General features: G+C 38.1%; 7 protein-coding genes. 3 read left to right on the forward strand and 4 right to left on the reverse strand.

What is annotated here, in order from left to right; translation table 11 throughout:
* Window positions 1–325 precede the first annotated feature (325 nt).
* From MXE38_RS08385 to MXE38_RS08395, 3 genes are all read right to left on the reverse strand, one after another.
* Window positions 326–2,119 carry a hypothetical protein gene (locus tag MXE38_RS08385; RefSeq protein ID WP_246913895.1) on the reverse strand — a complete coding sequence of 598 codons (1,794 nt, stop codon included), beginning with the start codon at window positions 2,117–2,119 and terminating at the stop codon, window positions 326–328.
* Window positions 2,120–2,630: 511 nt separating this feature from the next.
* Window positions 2,631–3,128 carry a DUF2004 domain-containing protein gene (locus MXE38_RS08390; RefSeq protein ID WP_246913896.1) on the reverse strand — a complete coding sequence of 166 codons (498 nt, stop codon included), beginning with the start codon at window positions 3,126–3,128 and terminating at the stop codon, window positions 2,631–2,633.
* Between the two features lie 317 nt (window positions 3,129–3,445).
* A complete protein-coding gene (locus MXE38_RS08395; protein WP_246913898.1) occupies window positions 3,446–5,704 on the reverse strand; it encodes a hypothetical protein in 2,259 nt (752 codons plus the stop codon).
* 2,952 nt (window positions 5,705–8,656) lie between these two features.
* On the opposite strand from MXE38_RS08395, the gene MXE38_RS08400 reads away from it, so the two are divergent.
* Entirely contained in the window at window positions 8,657–9,613 is a 957-nt protein-coding gene (locus MXE38_RS08400) for a hypothetical protein (RefSeq protein ID WP_246913899.1), read from the forward strand.
* A gap of 752 nt (window positions 9,614–10,365) precedes the next feature.
* Complete coding sequence (locus tag MXE38_RS12430) at window positions 10,366–10,500, forward strand: hypothetical protein (protein ID WP_281503177.1); 135 nt, start codon at window positions 10,366–10,368, stop codon at window positions 10,498–10,500.
* A gap of 4,035 nt (window positions 10,501–14,535) precedes the next feature.
* On the opposite strand, the gene MXE38_RS08405 is transcribed toward MXE38_RS12430, so the two are convergent.
* Window positions 14,536–15,447 (reverse strand): radical SAM protein, encoded by a 912-nt coding sequence (locus MXE38_RS08405; RefSeq protein ID WP_246913900.1) that lies wholly within the window; start codon window positions 15,445–15,447, stop codon window positions 14,536–14,538.
* Window positions 15,448–16,237: 790 nt separating this feature from the next.
* On the opposite strand from MXE38_RS08405, the gene MXE38_RS08410 reads away from it, so the two are divergent.
* Window positions 16,238–18,106, forward strand: a complete 1,869-nt coding sequence (locus tag MXE38_RS08410) for a site-specific DNA-methyltransferase (protein WP_246913901.1) — start codon at window positions 16,238–16,240, stop codon at window positions 18,104–18,106.
* Window positions 18,107–18,426 lie beyond the last annotated feature (320 nt).

The following is an 18,426-nucleotide window of genomic DNA, read 5'->3' on the forward strand; positions in this document are numbered from 1 at the left end:
ACACATAATCTTATTATGTTAAATTAATTTTTTAAAAAATTTTTATTTAAAATTATTGAAGCGCATTGCCTTACACTTTAAATATGTTAAATATAATTCTTGAATAAGTAATCTATAACAATACTATACGCTCTTTTTAACAATTAACAAGCTCCAACTTCAAGACACCAAAGTGATATCAGCGGCCCTAACAGAACGTGGTATTCGCCCTTAAGTTTAGAAGAAACTCCACTACTTTATAAAGGGCAAAGTGCCATATATGCCTTACCTTGCCCCATATTAAACCGTCAGTTAAACTTACTAGTAAGTACTTAATAAATACCAACTAGCCAAAGAGCGAACATATTCCAGACCAAATAGACGAAGCTGCACTACTTACTGCACGAGCTGCCGATTTCACGCCACTGACGAAGGCGCTACCTACAGATTTGACAGCTGAGGTAACTTTTTCACGTACTTTCTTTAAACCCTTAGCTACGCTTCTACCTACTTTAGCACCAATCATCCTGCCAGCAAAAGCACCCACAGCGGCTCCAGCTGCTACTAAAGCTGCGGATACTGGTGCTGAAATCAGTGCACCAGCAGCTGTAGTAATTGCTATAGCAGCTGAACTTCCCAATTTAGTACCTATTACTGCTCCTTGAGCGCCAACTTGAGCGGCAACTACATTCTCTGCAATGGCATCACTTGCCTCTCGTAATGTTAGATCACCAGTAGCAAGTTTAGAGCAAATCATTGCATTGTCTACTGACAAAACACCTGCGGTACCGCAAATAATATTTGTTAATCTTGGAGGAATTGGCACAGTTGGGCCCATAGGAGGAGCAGATGGAGTGATGTCAAAGTCTGACCATTTTGTATCATTCTTACCATCACCACCAGCGGCACTATCAGCATTGCTATCACCAGCACCAGCACCTCCGCTGCTATCCTCTTTTCCAAAGGTATTATTGAGCAGCTTTTCTGTAGATTTGCCTAGATCTATGGTAGTAGATTGAGTATCTATATCAGGAAGTGAAATAATGTCTTTTTCCACAGCTACCTTGATAGCTGCACCCGCAGCTACTGCCAGTCCAGAATAGGCTGCTCCTTTAAGGGCCTGTTTAGCTAATTCTTTGCACTCAACGTCTTCATGATTGTAGATCTTATCTACAATATAAGCGCCAGTGCTGGATGCGGCTCCCATTAATGCAGCAGAAGCTGACTTTTTGGCGATTACTTTTAGAAGTTCCTTATTATCAAAATCAGACCAATCGTGTTCTTCAAGCTTGCCCTCTTCTTGAAGTTGCTCTTGCATGCTCTTAGCTTTTTCTTTGCTCAGAGGCTTACTTTTAGTGCCATCGGGAGCTTCTATTACTTCATGGCTCTTTTTAGAGATCTGCTCAGACTGACCTTCTGGAACAAGTTTACCTTGACCTCGATAATCACCGTGCTCAAAGGCCTTTTCGGTACTTTTAGCATCTTTACAATACTTGAATTGATAGCGACGCTCTATTTTGCCTGTCTCGGTATCATATATGACAACATCAACAGAATTTTTGCGATAAGCACCATCAGGCTCACAAACCTTAGCCCTATATTTGCTGCCATTGAGTGATGCTGCCTCATTAAAGGTATTAACATGATACTGTTCAGCAATAAAACCATCCAAATTAGGATTCATGCTAACTTGGCCATTCTGATTATAAACAGTGTTGTAAAGAGCCTCATTAGACTTAGTAATAGCATTATCAACACTAAAGAGAAATTTCTTAGTTTGCTCAACACTCATTTGAGCAGTAGCTTTTCTGGACTCTCTTACAAACCATGTTTCTGTATCGCATCTTTGCTCTTTGGCCTGATATAAAGATTTTTTGCTATCTTCATAGCGCTTAACTGAGCTGATAAGATCATCACTTATCTGAGCAATTTCCTCTTGAGACTTGCCAGGGAGATAGTCGTTAAGCTCGGAGTTTAACCAGGAATGCAGCTCGATTTTGTCCTTATTAGCAAGGTAGCTTTTAGTAATTTTTAACTGAATTTGAGTAAGTTCTTTGATTTGTTCAACAGACAATTGAGGCGCAAAAACCTCATCAACATAAACTACTTCGACTTCGTTTTGATTATGCTCGTTTGCCATAAATTTTCTCAATGCGAAAAAGTAAAACCAAAAATACAGAGGCTCTCCTTACCTTTGCTATCAGTCTATTAAGGAAAAGAACCCTTGTATCGAATAAGAAACACCAAAAGTTTTGGGTAGTTAGCGCCTTGCTATGACAATATTCGAAACGTTAAGCTTGAGAGGCAATTTAACTTTATTTTATACCCTTTTTACAGGAATTATCATTCTTTTGTCTGATAAGCGACTATCACGATTAACCTAAAATTAAAAACCTACCATGCGCTCTGGTTTGCAATAAACAAGGCATAAATTTCTTGCACCAAACCCATCCCAATTTTTGATGGTTGGTTCATATAAATTACTTGTGGGATCACAAGGGTCGGACACATTATCAGCACTTCTAACTATGGCATTAAACGGCCTAAATATCTGGTTCTAAGTAATGGTTGTTAGTTAGTAACTAACCTTAGGCACATTGCCATCACAGAGCTAATGCCTCCTCCTACTACTGCTCAAATTAGCAGGACTATTAGCTCTCATGTGCTATACAAACAATCTCCTGGTTTAAATTCAAATAAACCACCAGTAGCTCATCTGTAATCAACGGGTTAAAGGATAAATCGATGATAAAGAGTTGCTGACCTTCATCTAAGATACTTCCAAAGCGCTTAAGCTTTAGATAATCCACCATTTTCACGTAAGATAACAAACTTATATCTTCATCTGGAAAAAGTGATTTGGCAACAGACAGTCCCACATCTTCACGATGAAAGTCCATGAAACCTCTAACTAACTCATGATACTTATGACCTGAATTTTCTAATGAGTCTTTAATAGACTGCTTGGCCAGATCGGCTAAACGCTCAGCACTATCGAGCATTATACCTACGGTATACATTGCTACACTATCGTTGGTTAGCTCTTCATCCACATCAAAAATAAAGGGCAGTCCCGTCTCTTCTGGAAAGGTAAAAATTTCCTCGCCAGGCTGATAGTCCAAATTAAGGCGCTGACTATTTAGCTTCATAATACCTAGCCTCCCTGCTTAACTGTACTATAATATTACTATATTTAGCCCATTGGAAATTTGGTAGTTACTACACTTAACAAATAAGTGCTAATGGGCAGTTATTACTTTCTTGAGTTTGATATATATGCTCTATCCTAGACTTTTAACCAATAGTAAGCAGGAACGACAAATTGTTAGTGATTATTTGACCAGTTTAATTTCTACAAAATTTGAATTTTAATTAATAGCTACGCATTGGGATTCACATATTATTGTTAAATTACTCAATAAAATTAACACAATGACTTAGCCAGTTCTTTCCAACCAACTACTTCTTATTCAAAGTCAAAGGAACCTACCATCACCATAGGATTGGCATGAGCATTAATCTTTTGCTCTAGCACTCTGGTGCCTTGCGATAACTTTTGTGGGGCACTCTTAAGCAGCTGCGCAGCCTTTTGTCCTTGTTGGATCACGCGCTCAGCATTGACAATATTATGTGCTTTCTTGGCATTGCCATTAGCACTAGCGCTAGCGCTGGCGCTGCTAACACCAACACCTGCACCAAAGCCTACACCCTGCTGATTATTCCTACTTTGCCCAGCAACAGTTCTATTGCCCATCTGCATTGCTGCTTGCTTATTTGCTACAGCACTATTAGCACCATTAACACCATTTATTTGAAGGCCTCTATTGGCATTGGCATTTTGAGCAGCAGAGGCAACGGCTCTTGCTTGCATATTAGCTTGCATCTGCATGCCATTATTAGCCCCTGTAGGCATTCTATTGCCATTAGGCATGGCTCTTGGTGGCATAGCATTAGGCTGAACACCTGCCACAGCTCTTGGATTAGCTTTTGCGCTCATAGCAGCTTGATTAACCATACGATTTGCCCCTGCCATATTATTAGCCACAGCATTATTAGCAGTTGTTGTAGCCTTATTGGCTGTGACAGGCCTTGGCATAGCGGCTGAGCCATTTGGTCTTTGAGCTTTAATACTCTGGCCTTGCGCATTAACACTCGCATTAGCATTAGCATTATAAGAGCGATTAGCTGGCGCACGTTGCTGTGCCCCTACTACAGTAGCTCCCTGCTGACGCTTTACCTGAGCATCAATGGTTATGGCAGCATTTGGATTAGTCTTAACTTGTCCTTCAAACTCTACAGTAGTATTACGAGGACGTAATACTTGCTCCACGCTTGGACGGGCAAATTTGCTAAATTGTCCTCTTAAATGAGCTCGTTGATTGATAATAATACCAACTTCTTTATGAGCTCTATCCAAAGGAGGAATAGCCAAACTTTCAAACAAACTAGCCTCAGTTGGTGCATTAGCTAAGTAGAATGGTATTTGAGAGGCCTTGCACATCCATTTAATATTGTGACGACTGCTTTCGTTGCTAGCTGCATTAGGATCTACTAATAAGCGATCTAAATGGGCATGAACTCTCTGCACCATGCCTGATACAGGCCAGCGAGTAAATACTTTACTTGGATTGGAATTATTTGGCGAATTTAAAATACTCTGAGCGGGAAATAGCTTTACTACCTCCTGGGCACTTAACTTTTCATAACATTGAAGTACATAGGTTACATGCTTGAGATCTTGCAAGGAAAACTCATTGTTTGGCTCGGCAAAATGCTTAACAAATTGGTCTCTTACATGTAAAAAGTGCTTTTTATTGTTATGAATTAACTGAGGGTTGCGAATCAATTCATCATAACTCTCAGAGCATAAATGGATTAATAGCACGCCATAATTAGGATTAACCACTACTAAAGGCACATGAAGACCATTAAGCTGCATATCAGCAATCACGGCATCGTAGCGACTAAAGTTTAAATAGTAAAATTCCTGTAGTAAACGGGCATTAAGGCTAACTAAAGGGCCTAGCGACTCCAATGAAACGGTATTACTCTTAGTCTTAGCGCCAGATAATGATGCTTGGTCATAACGATCTAGATTTGAGGTTGCAAAAGCGTTAGAAGCATTTTCCGCTAAGACGTGATTAGGCTTAATCACATTAGCATGGTTGCTATTTTGCCCCATAGAGCGCACTAAGGCATTTTTGATAAGAGCTGAAGGTGAGTTTTGGTTACTATTGTTTAAACCATTGGTAGCACCATTACGAACTTGAGCTGCCTCTTTAGCTTGATTTGAACCATTATTTAAGACTTGTTCGGCCTTAATAACAGTAGCTCTTTGAGGGGTATTAGCCTCTAAGTGAGCAAGTGATTTGTTAATGCTTGGTTGCGGCTCTGGAGTTGATTTAACTGCATTGGTATAAGCTTGACCAAAAGATGAAAGTTTAGCCTGCTCAGCTCGTGCCCATACTCCATTGGAAGTCGACCAATCAGTTGCGCCTCCTGTAGTATCATAGGCAGCCTTAGTCTTTAATTTAGCAGCAAAAAAGCTAGCTAACCCACTTGCCTGGGAATCACTTAAACCTGCATCATGAGTAGAATGACCTTCATCTCCACTTAATGAAACAAAAGGCAGGTCTTTTCCCTTAGCAAAAGAGCCTAGATCTCGCCCTTGCAGCGAGTTTTGCTGAGCTTGAGTAAACTTCTTACTCCCGTCAGAGCCAGACATAGCTTTTCCTACCAAAACCAAACTATATAGCCAAAGAAGCCATAAACCTAAATAAACAAATAAAAGTACAGTACAAGCCTTTTAAGCAATCACCCTCAATGATTCAAAAAGCATCTCTCTATAATGCCTTTTTTCTTAGCTAAGCACAATAATAGGTGAATATTTTTTAACAAAAGCATGCAGAAAAAATTATAGTTAAAGCGCCCGCACCATGTTTTCATTAATCATAAAAACACAACTGCAAAACAGTAAACCATTAAAGCAGTGTAATAGCTTGATACTTAGCATTTACACAGAATACCAAAAAATAAACGCACTTCCCATTGTAACTAGCTCCAACGTCAATGCAAGTTCCCTGCTGATAATACTTTTTTGTATTGTGATGTATATGCTGTTTCTCTGGCTTTCATAGAGCTTTATATCATACTAAATAGTTCTTTTACTGGCCATAATCTAGGCGCAGGCCAAGTCCCTGGCCTAAGTGGCCTAAGCTTGCTAAGCCATCACAACAGACCGTTGCTTTATACAAGCTGTAGCCACCCTATTCTTTATCTGAGCAATTGCCCTAAGCAACAACTCTATCACCCTATCCATCGCAAACTTCAATAGCAGCGCCCGCCCTACCATCATTAGTCCTTACAGCAGAGCCACTGCTTGTAATTTGTCTATCATCATCTGGGTATTAGTGTATTGCGAATCTTAACAACCTTTAAAAGAACGATTATGAATACCAACTTGAACTTACATAAACAAGCTTGCAAGCCATACTAGACAATTCAAACAAGCGTTCCTCTAACAAACTAATATTTGGAAAGCGCAATTTAGCTTCCTAAAAGAGATAATGCACATTTTCTAAAAAGTTTTCTTGAAGCTCATTTTCGCTAGCTTAACTTGTTTCATGAATTGCACGAACACCTTTAAGATAAGCCAACACTGCTAGAAAAGTCTAAGTATGAGCATAAACATGAACATGAACTTAAGAATAAGCATGAGCATGAGCATGACGACAGATAGCTACACTTAAGGCATAAGATAATTGTTTTTATTAGTCAGCCCTATTGATGGCTACACTCCCTTTTTATGTAGGCTTAAGGAATCCCTTATTTCATTTCTTAGTCTGAGCATGAGCATAACCTTTATCCATTGCTTGAGCATAGGCATAGGCATGAGCCTTGGCAATAATACAGGTTTTAGCTCTGGCTTTAATGCAAGCTTTAGCTTTTGATTTAACACTGTCTTTAGTGTTTGCATTTGCTTAAGCATAAGCATATACATGACAACAGACAGCAAAACTTAAGGCATAAGATAATAGTTTTTTGTTAGCCAGCCCTATTGATGGCTACATTCCCTTTTCATGTAAGCACAAGGAATCCATTATTTCATTTCTTAGCCAGAGCATATGCTTTAGCCTCCACTTGAGCATTGACATTGGCTTTGGCATTAACACTGCTTTTAGCGTGAGCTTTAGCTGTACCTTTAACACTAATGTTAGCGCTGGCTTTAATATGAGCTTTAGCTTTATCTCTAGCGCAGGTTTTAGTTCATTACAAAGACAGTGATAATGACTAAGTATATACCTATGCCTGAGCCCTTTCTTGAGTGACAGTTCTAGCCTGAGCTTTAGTTTTAGTTTCAATCACACGTCTAGGATGCGGTTTGAGGTTTGAGGTAAGCAGAAAGTGATTAGCTACTGTCTTAACCACTAAAAGAAGATATGAGCTAAAAGTAATTTCTTACAAAGCCATCATGATTTGTATCTACAGCTAAGGGAAAAGTCTTAGGATAGACTGTTTGATTAATAGCCTTTCCTACACCTACATTTGAAATAAGGACATCAGTACCGTAGGTTAAAGCATATTAATTCTCTTCTGTCCTAACTGTATTAAGGCATCTTCGTAGGTTAGCTGCATTAGAGGAATTAGCTATTGCTCCATATGCCTTATCATGAAGACTTTTAAGAGATTTTAGAGATTGATTTGCTAATGCATGCAATAAAGCCTTTGCTTTTGCTTTGAGATATATTAAACAAGCTTGTTTAGTTTGAGCATCATTGATAAGTCAGCGCCCGCCCAGTACTCTAAACTCCCCATCAAACTTTTAAGTTAGTCTTTTATACTTTCTACCATGTACGATTGAATTGAGCTAGTACGCTTCTAAAATGCGTAAGGTATGTAAGCTTTGTAATGCGTTGCCTTAAGAGAAACTAAAGTTGCGTTAATTATTCCTTGGTACATGCCCCTGCCAATTTAACGTTCTTAACGACATCTTAATCAATATAGTTAGCCTTTATCCTTGCGAGCTTAAACGTCCATAAAATAAAAACTCAATAAAGGTCTTGTGGTGCTTTGCCTTTGTTACCTTTGTATCATTTGAAGCCTTAGGAGCCTTTTGGGAAGTTGAATGATTATGTTTTACATAGGCTCTGAGTATGCATTGCGCTCCTTACACTGCATTAAGAGACCTATTAAGCTTTGATTTAGCTTTAATCCTTTAAGATGGCACTTCTAAATGAATTTTCTATAAAGCCATTGTGATGCTTTGAATTGAGCGCCTAAGGAGCCTTGGAAGCCTTGAGAACCTTCGTAGCCTTAGTAGCAGTTAGAGTATTACGTTTTACGTAGGCACTTAGTATAGATTGCACCCCTCAATGGCTCTTATAGCTCTATTTAACTTTTGAGTTTCCCCAAAATACTGTTGTCGTGCCGTTTCTAAATGACCATTACACAGATTCTTTTTAATAATTAGCCTTGGGAGGATTGAAAGAGTTCAAACACGCTATGTTGGCACTTCATTAGAGGTACAGTTTTCTGGCAATCTGATGCGATAAAGGACAAGCTTTTACCGTCTATTGAAATTAATATCTTCACTATGATGGATTTACTAATAGCTTAGTAGTTCGTAATATCTCTATGGGTATTACTCCTTAAAAAATCACATTAGAAAGGATTCTTTATGAATATCGACTCAGCTCAATTAACACAGATTAATTTCATTAAATCTATAAGCTTGGATAGCAATAATGAATGGCTAAGCCAACTGTCTGACGAAAGTATTAACGAGTTTACTCAAAGCGAGTTTGATGTTGATAGCCTATCAAAGCTTTTTCAACTGCCACAAATAGAAAATCCCTTGGGTACTGGAAATATTTGGCCGTACACCGCTACTGCATATAGCAGCCCTCTAGTCGACACACAGGATGCAATCGAGTATATTGGCAAAATTATTGTAGCTCATCTTTTGCTTGCAGCAATTTTGCTTGATAAAGGCTCAGAAGTAATAGCTTCAGATGAGCAAGAAGGTCAATTTATTCGAATTTTGAATCAATTGTCTGTATTTGATACTAAGTACGAGCAATTAAATGCTATAGCCTTAGTGTTTTGTAAGAAGATTCGCAACAATACAGAGCTATTAAAAATGAATCGCCAACAAATTTTTGCTTTTGATGTTTTATTCAAGCATGCCTGCAATTTTGTTGATAGCTTTGTACTATTCGAGAATGATATGCCTCAATGGTGGCGAATCAATAAGCTAGTCATCTCTTCAAAAGGCTATCTTTCATCCCTATTTGAGTCCAATGCTCAATGCATAAGCAACGACTTGCATCATATGGAAGATATGCTTGAGATCTATCCTGAGCTTCCAGATGGATCTGCTGAATCACAAGCAAATTTAAGTGTTGATATGATGAAAGATGTTGCTAATTATTTTGTGTTTAACAAAGCCTTTACAGCTCTAACTTCAATCAAAGTTTGCCCTGATGTACTTAAGCTTTTTAATGATCTTTCACTTTTCTTAAAAGCAAAACCAAAAAGCGCTAATAAGAAGGCTAATCATAAGTTAATAGATGAGCTACGCTCTCAAAACTTAGTTTCATTTGAAGTACTGAAACACAAAAAGCTAATTAAGTAATTCTCATAATCATTTAATTTTTGCTAAGTCCGTTGCTTCTTATACTTAGAACAGCGGACTTTTCATTTGGGTGACTAAATACAGGAACTAAGATGCCTTAACAGTCATCATATCTAAACAGAAAAGTATCTCTGGCAGAGAAAAAGGAAGATGTTTATCCCGTCTTTAAACAAGAGCCACTAGAGCTTTTCTCTCTTAATACTTGTTAAGAAAGTTAAAGGGACAAATAATCCTGAGTTTTCCTACGTGTTAAACAAGTTTTCAAAGCTTCTTTTGTAGTAAGAACACTACAGCAACTAAATTAGCTTTGTCCTTACCAGTACAACGATACGCTTTTAGTTTGGAAGCTCTTTTAGTTTGGAAGCTCTCTTTTCGCTTGTTTGTTTATGGTTTTAATTTCGTACAGCTGCCCTTTGTTTTTAAAGCGAAACATCAATAGGAAGGGTACGGCTTACAGTAGTCCACTATCCTAGTATGACAGCGCCAATTAAAACTTCGATAGATCTCTGGACGCATCCATACAACAAAGATAAAATTCGCCCGCACTCCATGTGTTATTACTCTTTCAACAAAGCTCACTTCCTAGAAACTAAAAGACTTCCCCTAAAACAAAGCAATGCCTTACAAATATGCCACCAAACTCTTCTGTGCGCAGGAAATAAAGTGACTAACCTTTAGTAAGGTAAATCAACACTGAATCCATCTCCGGCCTTTTGTTTCTATCTTATGCATTTACAACACAACCATTACTAATGGAACATTTTAGGGTTGGTATGTCCAATGACTCTTGGCATAGCGATGCAGGTAATAGACCTAACCGAGCTTTAGGCTTAACTTTAACTTTAACTTTAACTTTAACTTTAACTTTAGCTTTGGCCTTAGATTAAGCCACCTTTCATTAAGGATAGTAAAGCAGTCTCTATTGCAATTAAAAGATATCCTTAGCAGTACTTCTCCTTAAGCCTGTTGTGTTCTTTTACTTAGGAGCTTACTGAACATTGCAGATTTAACACTGTCATCTTGGCTAGACGAACTACTCTACAGATATATGAACGTAGCCAAATGCTTTTCTAGGCTGTTCTTATCCTTAAGCCTGATGGATTCTTTACTTAAATAACTTACTTGAAGATACAGCTTTTAAACTGTCATCTTGGCTAGACGAACTACTATGCAGATATATGAACGTAGCCATTTTTGTTGCCCCTCATACTGCTGTAATAGAGATAATATTAACTGTACTCAAGCTTAATTTGCTTTATGACGTTTGATTATGTAGCTTGCTTTTCTCCTGACCTACTCTATAGCATTGACTTGTTTGCTTGCTTGCTTGCTTGCTTGCTTGCTTGTTTTTGTAGTTTTAGAGACTTTCTTTTTACTATCCAAAGCACACATACTGCACACTGGCATGAACGTTTAAGCTCCGAGTGATTGCATGCTTGAAAGTAAAGCTTTGTTCATTTTTAGAGTTCATTGTCACTGGGCTTAATGCTGCTTGTTAGCAGCTTTAGCTTGCTTGCTGTCTAAAGGATTTAAGGCGTTCCTTCCTCTGTTTGTGTTTTTAGGCTTTTGAAACTCTATTTCTACTGCCAAATACTCAAAGTACTTAACATTGCTTTTAGTATAAGCAGTGCTTTGTTCATTGTTCTAGTTGAGGCTCGTTTGTTAAATTTTACCTGTCCTATGCTTTCTTTGCTTAAAGTTTCTTTTGGAAGCTTAGTTTTGCTTTTGCTTTATTGGGGCAGGAGTATTGTCTGTTGTTAGGGCTCTGTAGCCTTCTTTTTGCTGGGCTAAACTCATGGTGGCTAAGCTTAGCAATAGCATATGTTTGTTTGGTGATTGCCTGTTTTATAGTTAAGCTTTGTTCATTTTAAAGCTCAGTAGCTTACTTTGTTGAAAAATGCTTCTTAGCCGATGTGGCTGCTTTTACCTTTCATACGCTCAAGTACCGATTACTACATTGTTCTTTTTAGAAACTCATCATTTGAACTTTACCTACCAGCCATAAGCGCAGAGTAATTTCCATTGCTTTAAGACATAGCTCGTTGTCTCTTTATAGAGCCTTATGGAGCCTAGAGTATGTAGAGTACTGTTTGTAGTTAATATTCATAAGCCTTCTTTTTCTGGTCTAAAGACACGTTGGCTATGATTAACATGATTAGCTGTTTGCTTATTGCTTGTCTGTTCTTAAGCGTTGGCAAATTCATTTTTGGAGTTCAGGAACATGATTGGTCTAACATTGATTTCATTGGTATGTTATTTCTCCCAAACATAAGCTTACTTACTTACCTACTTACTTTCTCTTTTGCTTGCTTTTCTTTGCTTTATGAGGTTGTGGCATGCTTTGTTTATCTTTGATTGGTATGTTAACTTTCCCAAACCTAAGCTTACTTACTTGCTTGCTGTACTTTCTCAGTTGTGGCCTGCTTTCTCTCTCTTTGAGCGGTTTTTAAGACTTATATGCCTTATTGTTTGTTTGTTTGCAATTTTATGCTTAAGAAACTTTCTGCCAGTCTGCTATCAAAGTAATTAACATTGCTTCAAAACATAGCTTGTTGTCTCTTTTTGGAGACTTATGGAGCCTAGAGTATAGTAGAGTATTGTTTGTAGTTAGGATTCAGATGCCTTATTTTTACTGGGCAAAACACACAGAGGCTAAGATGCGTATGGGCCGCTACTTACTTAGTAATTGCTTGATTTAAGGCATTGTTGCGCTCATATTTAGAACTCAGTAGCTTACATGGCTGAACGTTGCTTATTAGCAGATGAGGCAGCTGTCACCTTTCATACGCTCAAGCACCGATTAGTTCATTGCATGTTTTAGAAACTCATGATTTTAACTCGCTTACCTAAGCTTACTTACTTTCTTAACTACTTGTTTGCTTTGCTTTGCTTTTGCAGTTGTGGCTTGCATTCTTTCTCTTTAAGCGATTTTTAAGGAACTCTTTGAATTGTTGTTAAGCACTGTAAGCATTATTTTGCTTGGAAAACTTAGGTAACTTAGATTTGTATAAGCCGCTGTTTACTTGGTGATTGCATGTTTTAAGGTATTGCTCTGTTCTTGTTGGGAACTTAGTAGCCAACTTAGCCTAACATTGCTTTTGGTGGCTGTAGCTTACTTCCTTATTTCATTAGCTAAAGCATTGCCTTGTTTATTGTTTCTCTTAGGAAGCCTGTAGTTTGCATGCAGTTTGATTACCTTATTCCTAAGCTCTCATATATTGGTGTTGCTATGAACATTAGATTATTACCAGAAGCCAATAAGGCCATAAACAAATTAAACAGTGCCTAACTCAGTTCTTTGCTTGTGTGTCCTTACGCTCTTATACCATTATGCCCTTATGGCATAGGATAACCTTATAAGCTTGAATCATATATGCTTGCTGAGGATGGTTTATAAGAGCTTCTATTATCTCAAACGGTGTTATCTTGTAGGGTTAAACGCCCATTTAAACAGGGGTGCCCAAGGTATTACTGATATAGGGTTGCTTGGGTTCTCTTTGGTGTAGTGGTACTTTTTGCTATTGCAAGAATAATTAATTGCATTTTTCTACTTACATTTTCGCATTTAATATCACTTTTCTAGCGGTTGATACAAATATTATTGCACAATTGTGTATTTTGGCCTCCTATATCAACCTAAGCCAGAACTATAATCAGCTGCATTTTGGCTAATTTAATCAATTTTCAAAGTTCTTAGCATTTCTTTGTAGAATCCCATTTTTATGCCATTGTTGTCCTGTTGATTGTCATTTTTATCGTAGGCGCTTCTGTTGCTCCATCAGGCTAATCTTAAACCAGTGGTTGTTTTTAAAAAATTAATGCCAAATTATCTGCATTTACTTGTATGTTAGACCTACTTTGCCCTAATTCTTTATTGCACTTTTCTCTTTCAAATATTTTATTTTGTACAAAATTCCTCAGGGATGTATCCCAATTTATTGCATATTTCTATTTTTAAGCAACATCAGCACCTGTTTCGCCCGCTCTGTTTATCTGTAGGCATAATCTCTACAAAATGGTAATTTTTGACTGAGAGGTTTAAATTAAAGTCTCGTTGGCTCTACTAGCTAAATCACCAAACTTAGTACAAATTACTTGCCCTGAGTGAAAGGCGCTTTAGCTATTTATTTACAGAGGAATGGCAAAGCCCCATTAACTTGAAAGTTTAAAATCAATACAAGAATGTTTTCGGCTCTACTCGTGCTACCCACTGTAAATTACTTTTTATGATGGCCGACAGAATTGGAGCAATGGGTCTTCAACAAGATTCATTTTGGCTTATTGTCTTAACATGCTTCACTAAGCTTTAGAGTTTAAGCACATGGTGCCATAAGCGTGAACAATAAGGCGATTAAGGCAGCAAGTCCACCAAAGAAGGTTGGATACTCCTACAGGCTCCACTTTTGGCGTGCTTTTAAGTAAGTAAGTAAGAATGGACGATCTGGAAATTAATTAGTGGGAACTAAAACTGAGAATTGAAGTTCAGGCTTCTTAACCATTTAAAGTTCAACCAGCAGTACTTTAATGAGGCTCTGTAGACTGCTAAGAACCATAATAAGCTCTTTTAACGAACTTTGATTATACTGAGTTAAAAGACATCGTATCCGCCTAAGTTAATGTGCACCTACAGTCAGTATTTAATGTTTACGTGTGCCATGGCAAGAATGAGCACAGTGATAAGAATGCGGTATTGTAGAATGCTTGATTAGCTCTTCTAAAGAGCATGGTATTCGAAAATTAAAAGACAGCATGCCTGATCATGGTAAGGTATGCATACTACCTGCAATGTTGGTGCTCCATTTTGTCACTTTGTTGTTTACCTCAAAATGGCCCTGCAATGCATAAGGTTTGGCTATGAGATTATTCTGTTGCTTTATCTACATTAAGAAAGAATGGCTTATTTCATTGCAGAGCTTATCTTCTTATGCTGGTGAGGCTGATTTCTTAATCTTTTCATGATAGAAGAAATTTACCAGCACTGGTGGAGCATCCAAAGGTCGCAAGAGATCATCTTCATTAACCACATAATCAAGTCCATACTCGCACGCAAGTTTTTGAAGAGACCTATCTAATTCAACCCAATAGGTACGATCACCCTTTGAATAAATCTGGTCGTATAAATCTTTTAGATTGGGATACTTCTCTTTTATTAAGTTGAGAATTACCTGCTTGTAATTGCCTCTAAGATTAAGGTTTTCCAGCCAAATAAATTGGCAATGCTCTTTAACCTCATCAATAATAGCAGGTACATCAGTAATGCCAGGAAAGATTGGGGAGATAAAACAAGCAGTTCTAATGCCTTGCTCATGCAATACCTTCATAGCATTAAGACGCTTTGCAATTGATGAAGCATTATCCATAGCACCACGAAAGTTCTCATCTAAAGTATTAATCGAAAACCCTACTCGTACATTAGCAAATGATTTAAGCAAATCTATGTCTCTTAGTACCAAGTCTGACTTGGTTAAGATAGTCAGACTTACGGGAACTCCTACCAACTCTTTAAGCAAGGTGTGAGTACGCTTATATTGGGCCTCTTGAGGGTTGTATGGATCCGTTACGGTGCCTATTACGAGTTCCTTATGGGCATACTTTTGCGCATTAATTTGAGGCCAAATCTTTACGTCAAGAAAACTTCCCCAAGGCTCATTGTGATTTGTAAATCGCTTCATGAAACAGGCATAGCAATATTTGCAGCCATGAGTACAGCCCACATAAGGATTTGCAGCATAATCACCTGCAGGAACATCGGTTTTATTAATGATGTTTTTGACATTGACGAGACGCACCAACGGAGATAATGTCTCGTTGCAACTATTGTTAGTCAGTACCATTGCTATCCAGCCTATTGTCGAGAAACCACCTAAACATTGATATATGAGTATATTATAGGCTTTACCTTAGCCTGTTATGATTAGACTGACTAATTATTTCCCTAAATATAAGCTGTAAATATAGCTAACAACTGACGAGGCACTGTTTCTTTGAGATTCCAGTAAAAATATTGTCGGATTAGGCCCTGAAAAGTCATTTAAGAGTCATTGGGATACTCCTCCTAAAGACTTATTTGACTAGCTAATCAGTCGCTAAACTACCATAGTTGCAGAACTAACCATCTTATAAGTTCTTATCGGACTAGCCAGTGAATACAAATATCCATTTTAGTTGAGCAACAATTTTCCTGTAGCTGCTCAAATACCTTGCTTAAAAGGTATTTCCTTACTTTACGATACGACATTAAATCTTAATTTTTGCCGTCATGACTTTTACATCATGAACTTTTGATTTGATTTATTTAGCTCAAAGGAGCATAAGGTGTAGTATGCTAAATTGTGATATTACGCCACGAAAAGAGCTAAGTTGTAATCATTTATGCTTTATTGTGGTATCTTTGTTAGCTATGAGATTAAAGAGACACTAATCTTAAAAAAATTGTTTCACTTTTAGGTGCACTATGACCTTATTTATGCCAAAAAATGGCCTGTGGGCCGAAATCTCCATGGGGGGGGGTAGCACGCTTTTCCTTTGCTGTCAATAGCAATAGTGCTACTAATTTTTCCTACCCTAATGCCATAAGCGCTTCTTTAAACGCCCGCTCCTCAATCAAACATCAGGAGGCGCTTCATGGATAAGCTTAAAATGCATAGCGAAGACGGTATTGCCCAAAATATCGATCGTATTGCTCAACTCTTTCCTAACTGTATTACCGAGATTAAGACCTCCGCTGGTGATATTGAGCGAGCTGTTGACTTTGACAAGTTAAAGGCAGAGCTATCTTGCCCTATAGCTGAAGGCAATACCCAGCGCTACCAATTCACTTGGCCAGACAAGTTAGAAGCCTCACGCCTTGCTAATACTCCTACAACCTCATGCTTGCGCCCTTGTAGAGACGAAAGTGTGGACTTTGACCATACCCAAAACCTCTACATCGAGGGTGATAACCTTGAAGTACTAAAAGTCCTTCGCCATACCTACTCAGGCAAGGTAAAAATGATCTACATTGACCCTCCTTATAATACTGGCAATGACTTTGTATACGAGGACGACTTTGCTTGCGATCAAGAGGAATTTCTAATACGCAGTGGTCAAAAAGATGAGGCTGGCAATCGATTAGTAGCTAATACAAAATCCAATGGTCGCTTCCATACTGATTGGCTAAATATGATGTACTCACGCCTTAAGCTTGCCCGTGAGCTTCTGAGCGACGATGGCGTGATTTTTATCTCTATTGATGATTATGAAGCAGATAACCTCCGCAAAGTTTGCTCTGAAATCTTTGGCGATCGCAATTTTATTGCGCAATTTGTTTGGCAAAGAGCATGCTCCCCCAAAAACGATGGTGACTCTGTTTCTGTGAGTCACGATTATGTCTTAATGTTTGTTAAAGACAAAACTAAATTTATACTTGGTCGTTTGCCTCGAACCAAAAAAGCAGATGAGCGATATCAAAATAAGGACAATGACCCACGTGGTAATTGGACATCAGGTGATTTATCTGTAAAAAGCTATACAGCATCCTGTGACTATCCAATTGTTACACCTTCTGGACGCATAGTGCACCCACCAAAAGGCAGCTGTTGGAGGGTGACTAAAGAAAGATTTGAAGAACTTGTTCAAGATAATCGAATATGGTTTGGTGCTAAAGGGAATAACAAACCTCGACTAAAGCGCTTTTTAAATGAGCTAAAAAATGAGGGCATGGTTCCAGAATCTTTGCTCTTAGATGACGATGTTGGTAATAGTCAGACAGGCTCTCGTGAACTTAGTAGCATTATGGGGCAAATTGTATTTGACGGCCCAAAGCCAACTACTCTCATACAAAGATTAATAACACTTGCTAACTTAAGTGATGACTCCATTGTCTTAGATTTCTTCTCAGGCAGCGCAACAACCGCCCATGCGCTTTTAAAAACAAATGCTGACTCCAATAAACATTGCAAATTTGTAATGGTACAAATTCCTGAAGATATTGATGAAGCTTCCCCGGCTGGACAAGCTAGCTACAAGAACATCTGCGAGGTTGGCAAAGAGCGCATTCGCAGAGCGGGCGCTGCTATCAAGGAAGAATTTGGTGAAAAGGCAGCAGATCTGGATATTGGCTTTAGAGTGCTTAAGCTTGATAGCTCCAATATGAAAGACACCTACTATGTTCCTGCCAAATTAACTATGGCCTCTTTAATTGACGACAACCTAAAGACAGATCGCACCTCTGAGGACTTGTTATTCCAAGCTATGCTGGAAACTGATGTTTTACTTTCTGAGAAAATTGAACGCCTTAATATTGGTGGCAAGGAAGTATTTAGTGTCAGTGATGGCTTTGTAATGGCCTGTTTTGACAACGAACTTGATATGGAAACTGTTAAGGAAATTGCCTCAAAGCAGCCATCGTATTTCATTACTCGCTACGAATCTTTTAATGGCGATGCATTGATTGACAACTTAGATCAGATCTTTGCTGCTTATAGCAGTCATACCATTATCAAAATTATTTAATCTTGAAACTTTTAAGCTGACTTTTCTTTGATCCGCAATTTCCAGTACAACTGAATATGCTCTCTTAATTAATACTGATTAGCTACCAAATAAGCTTTAGTGATCTTCAAGATTTTGACTTTGTTAAGTGGCTTAGTGAGTGTTTATTAAATTATTTCGGAATCTTTTGAAAGGTTGGCAAGTTGTTTTGCTAGGTTCACCTCTATTGGTTTATAGGTTGTTAAATACTGTTGGTTAGCTATTGTAAGTTTGTCTTAATTTGTAGCCTTGCTAAGCCATTTAGCTCTTATAAAAGAATAAGGACTGTTAGTCTGATCTCT

Origin of the sequence: Anaerobiospirillum sp. NML120448, assembly GCF_023050945.1 — a bacterium.
GTDB lineage: Bacteria > Pseudomonadota > Gammaproteobacteria > Enterobacterales > Succinivibrionaceae > Anaerobiospirillum.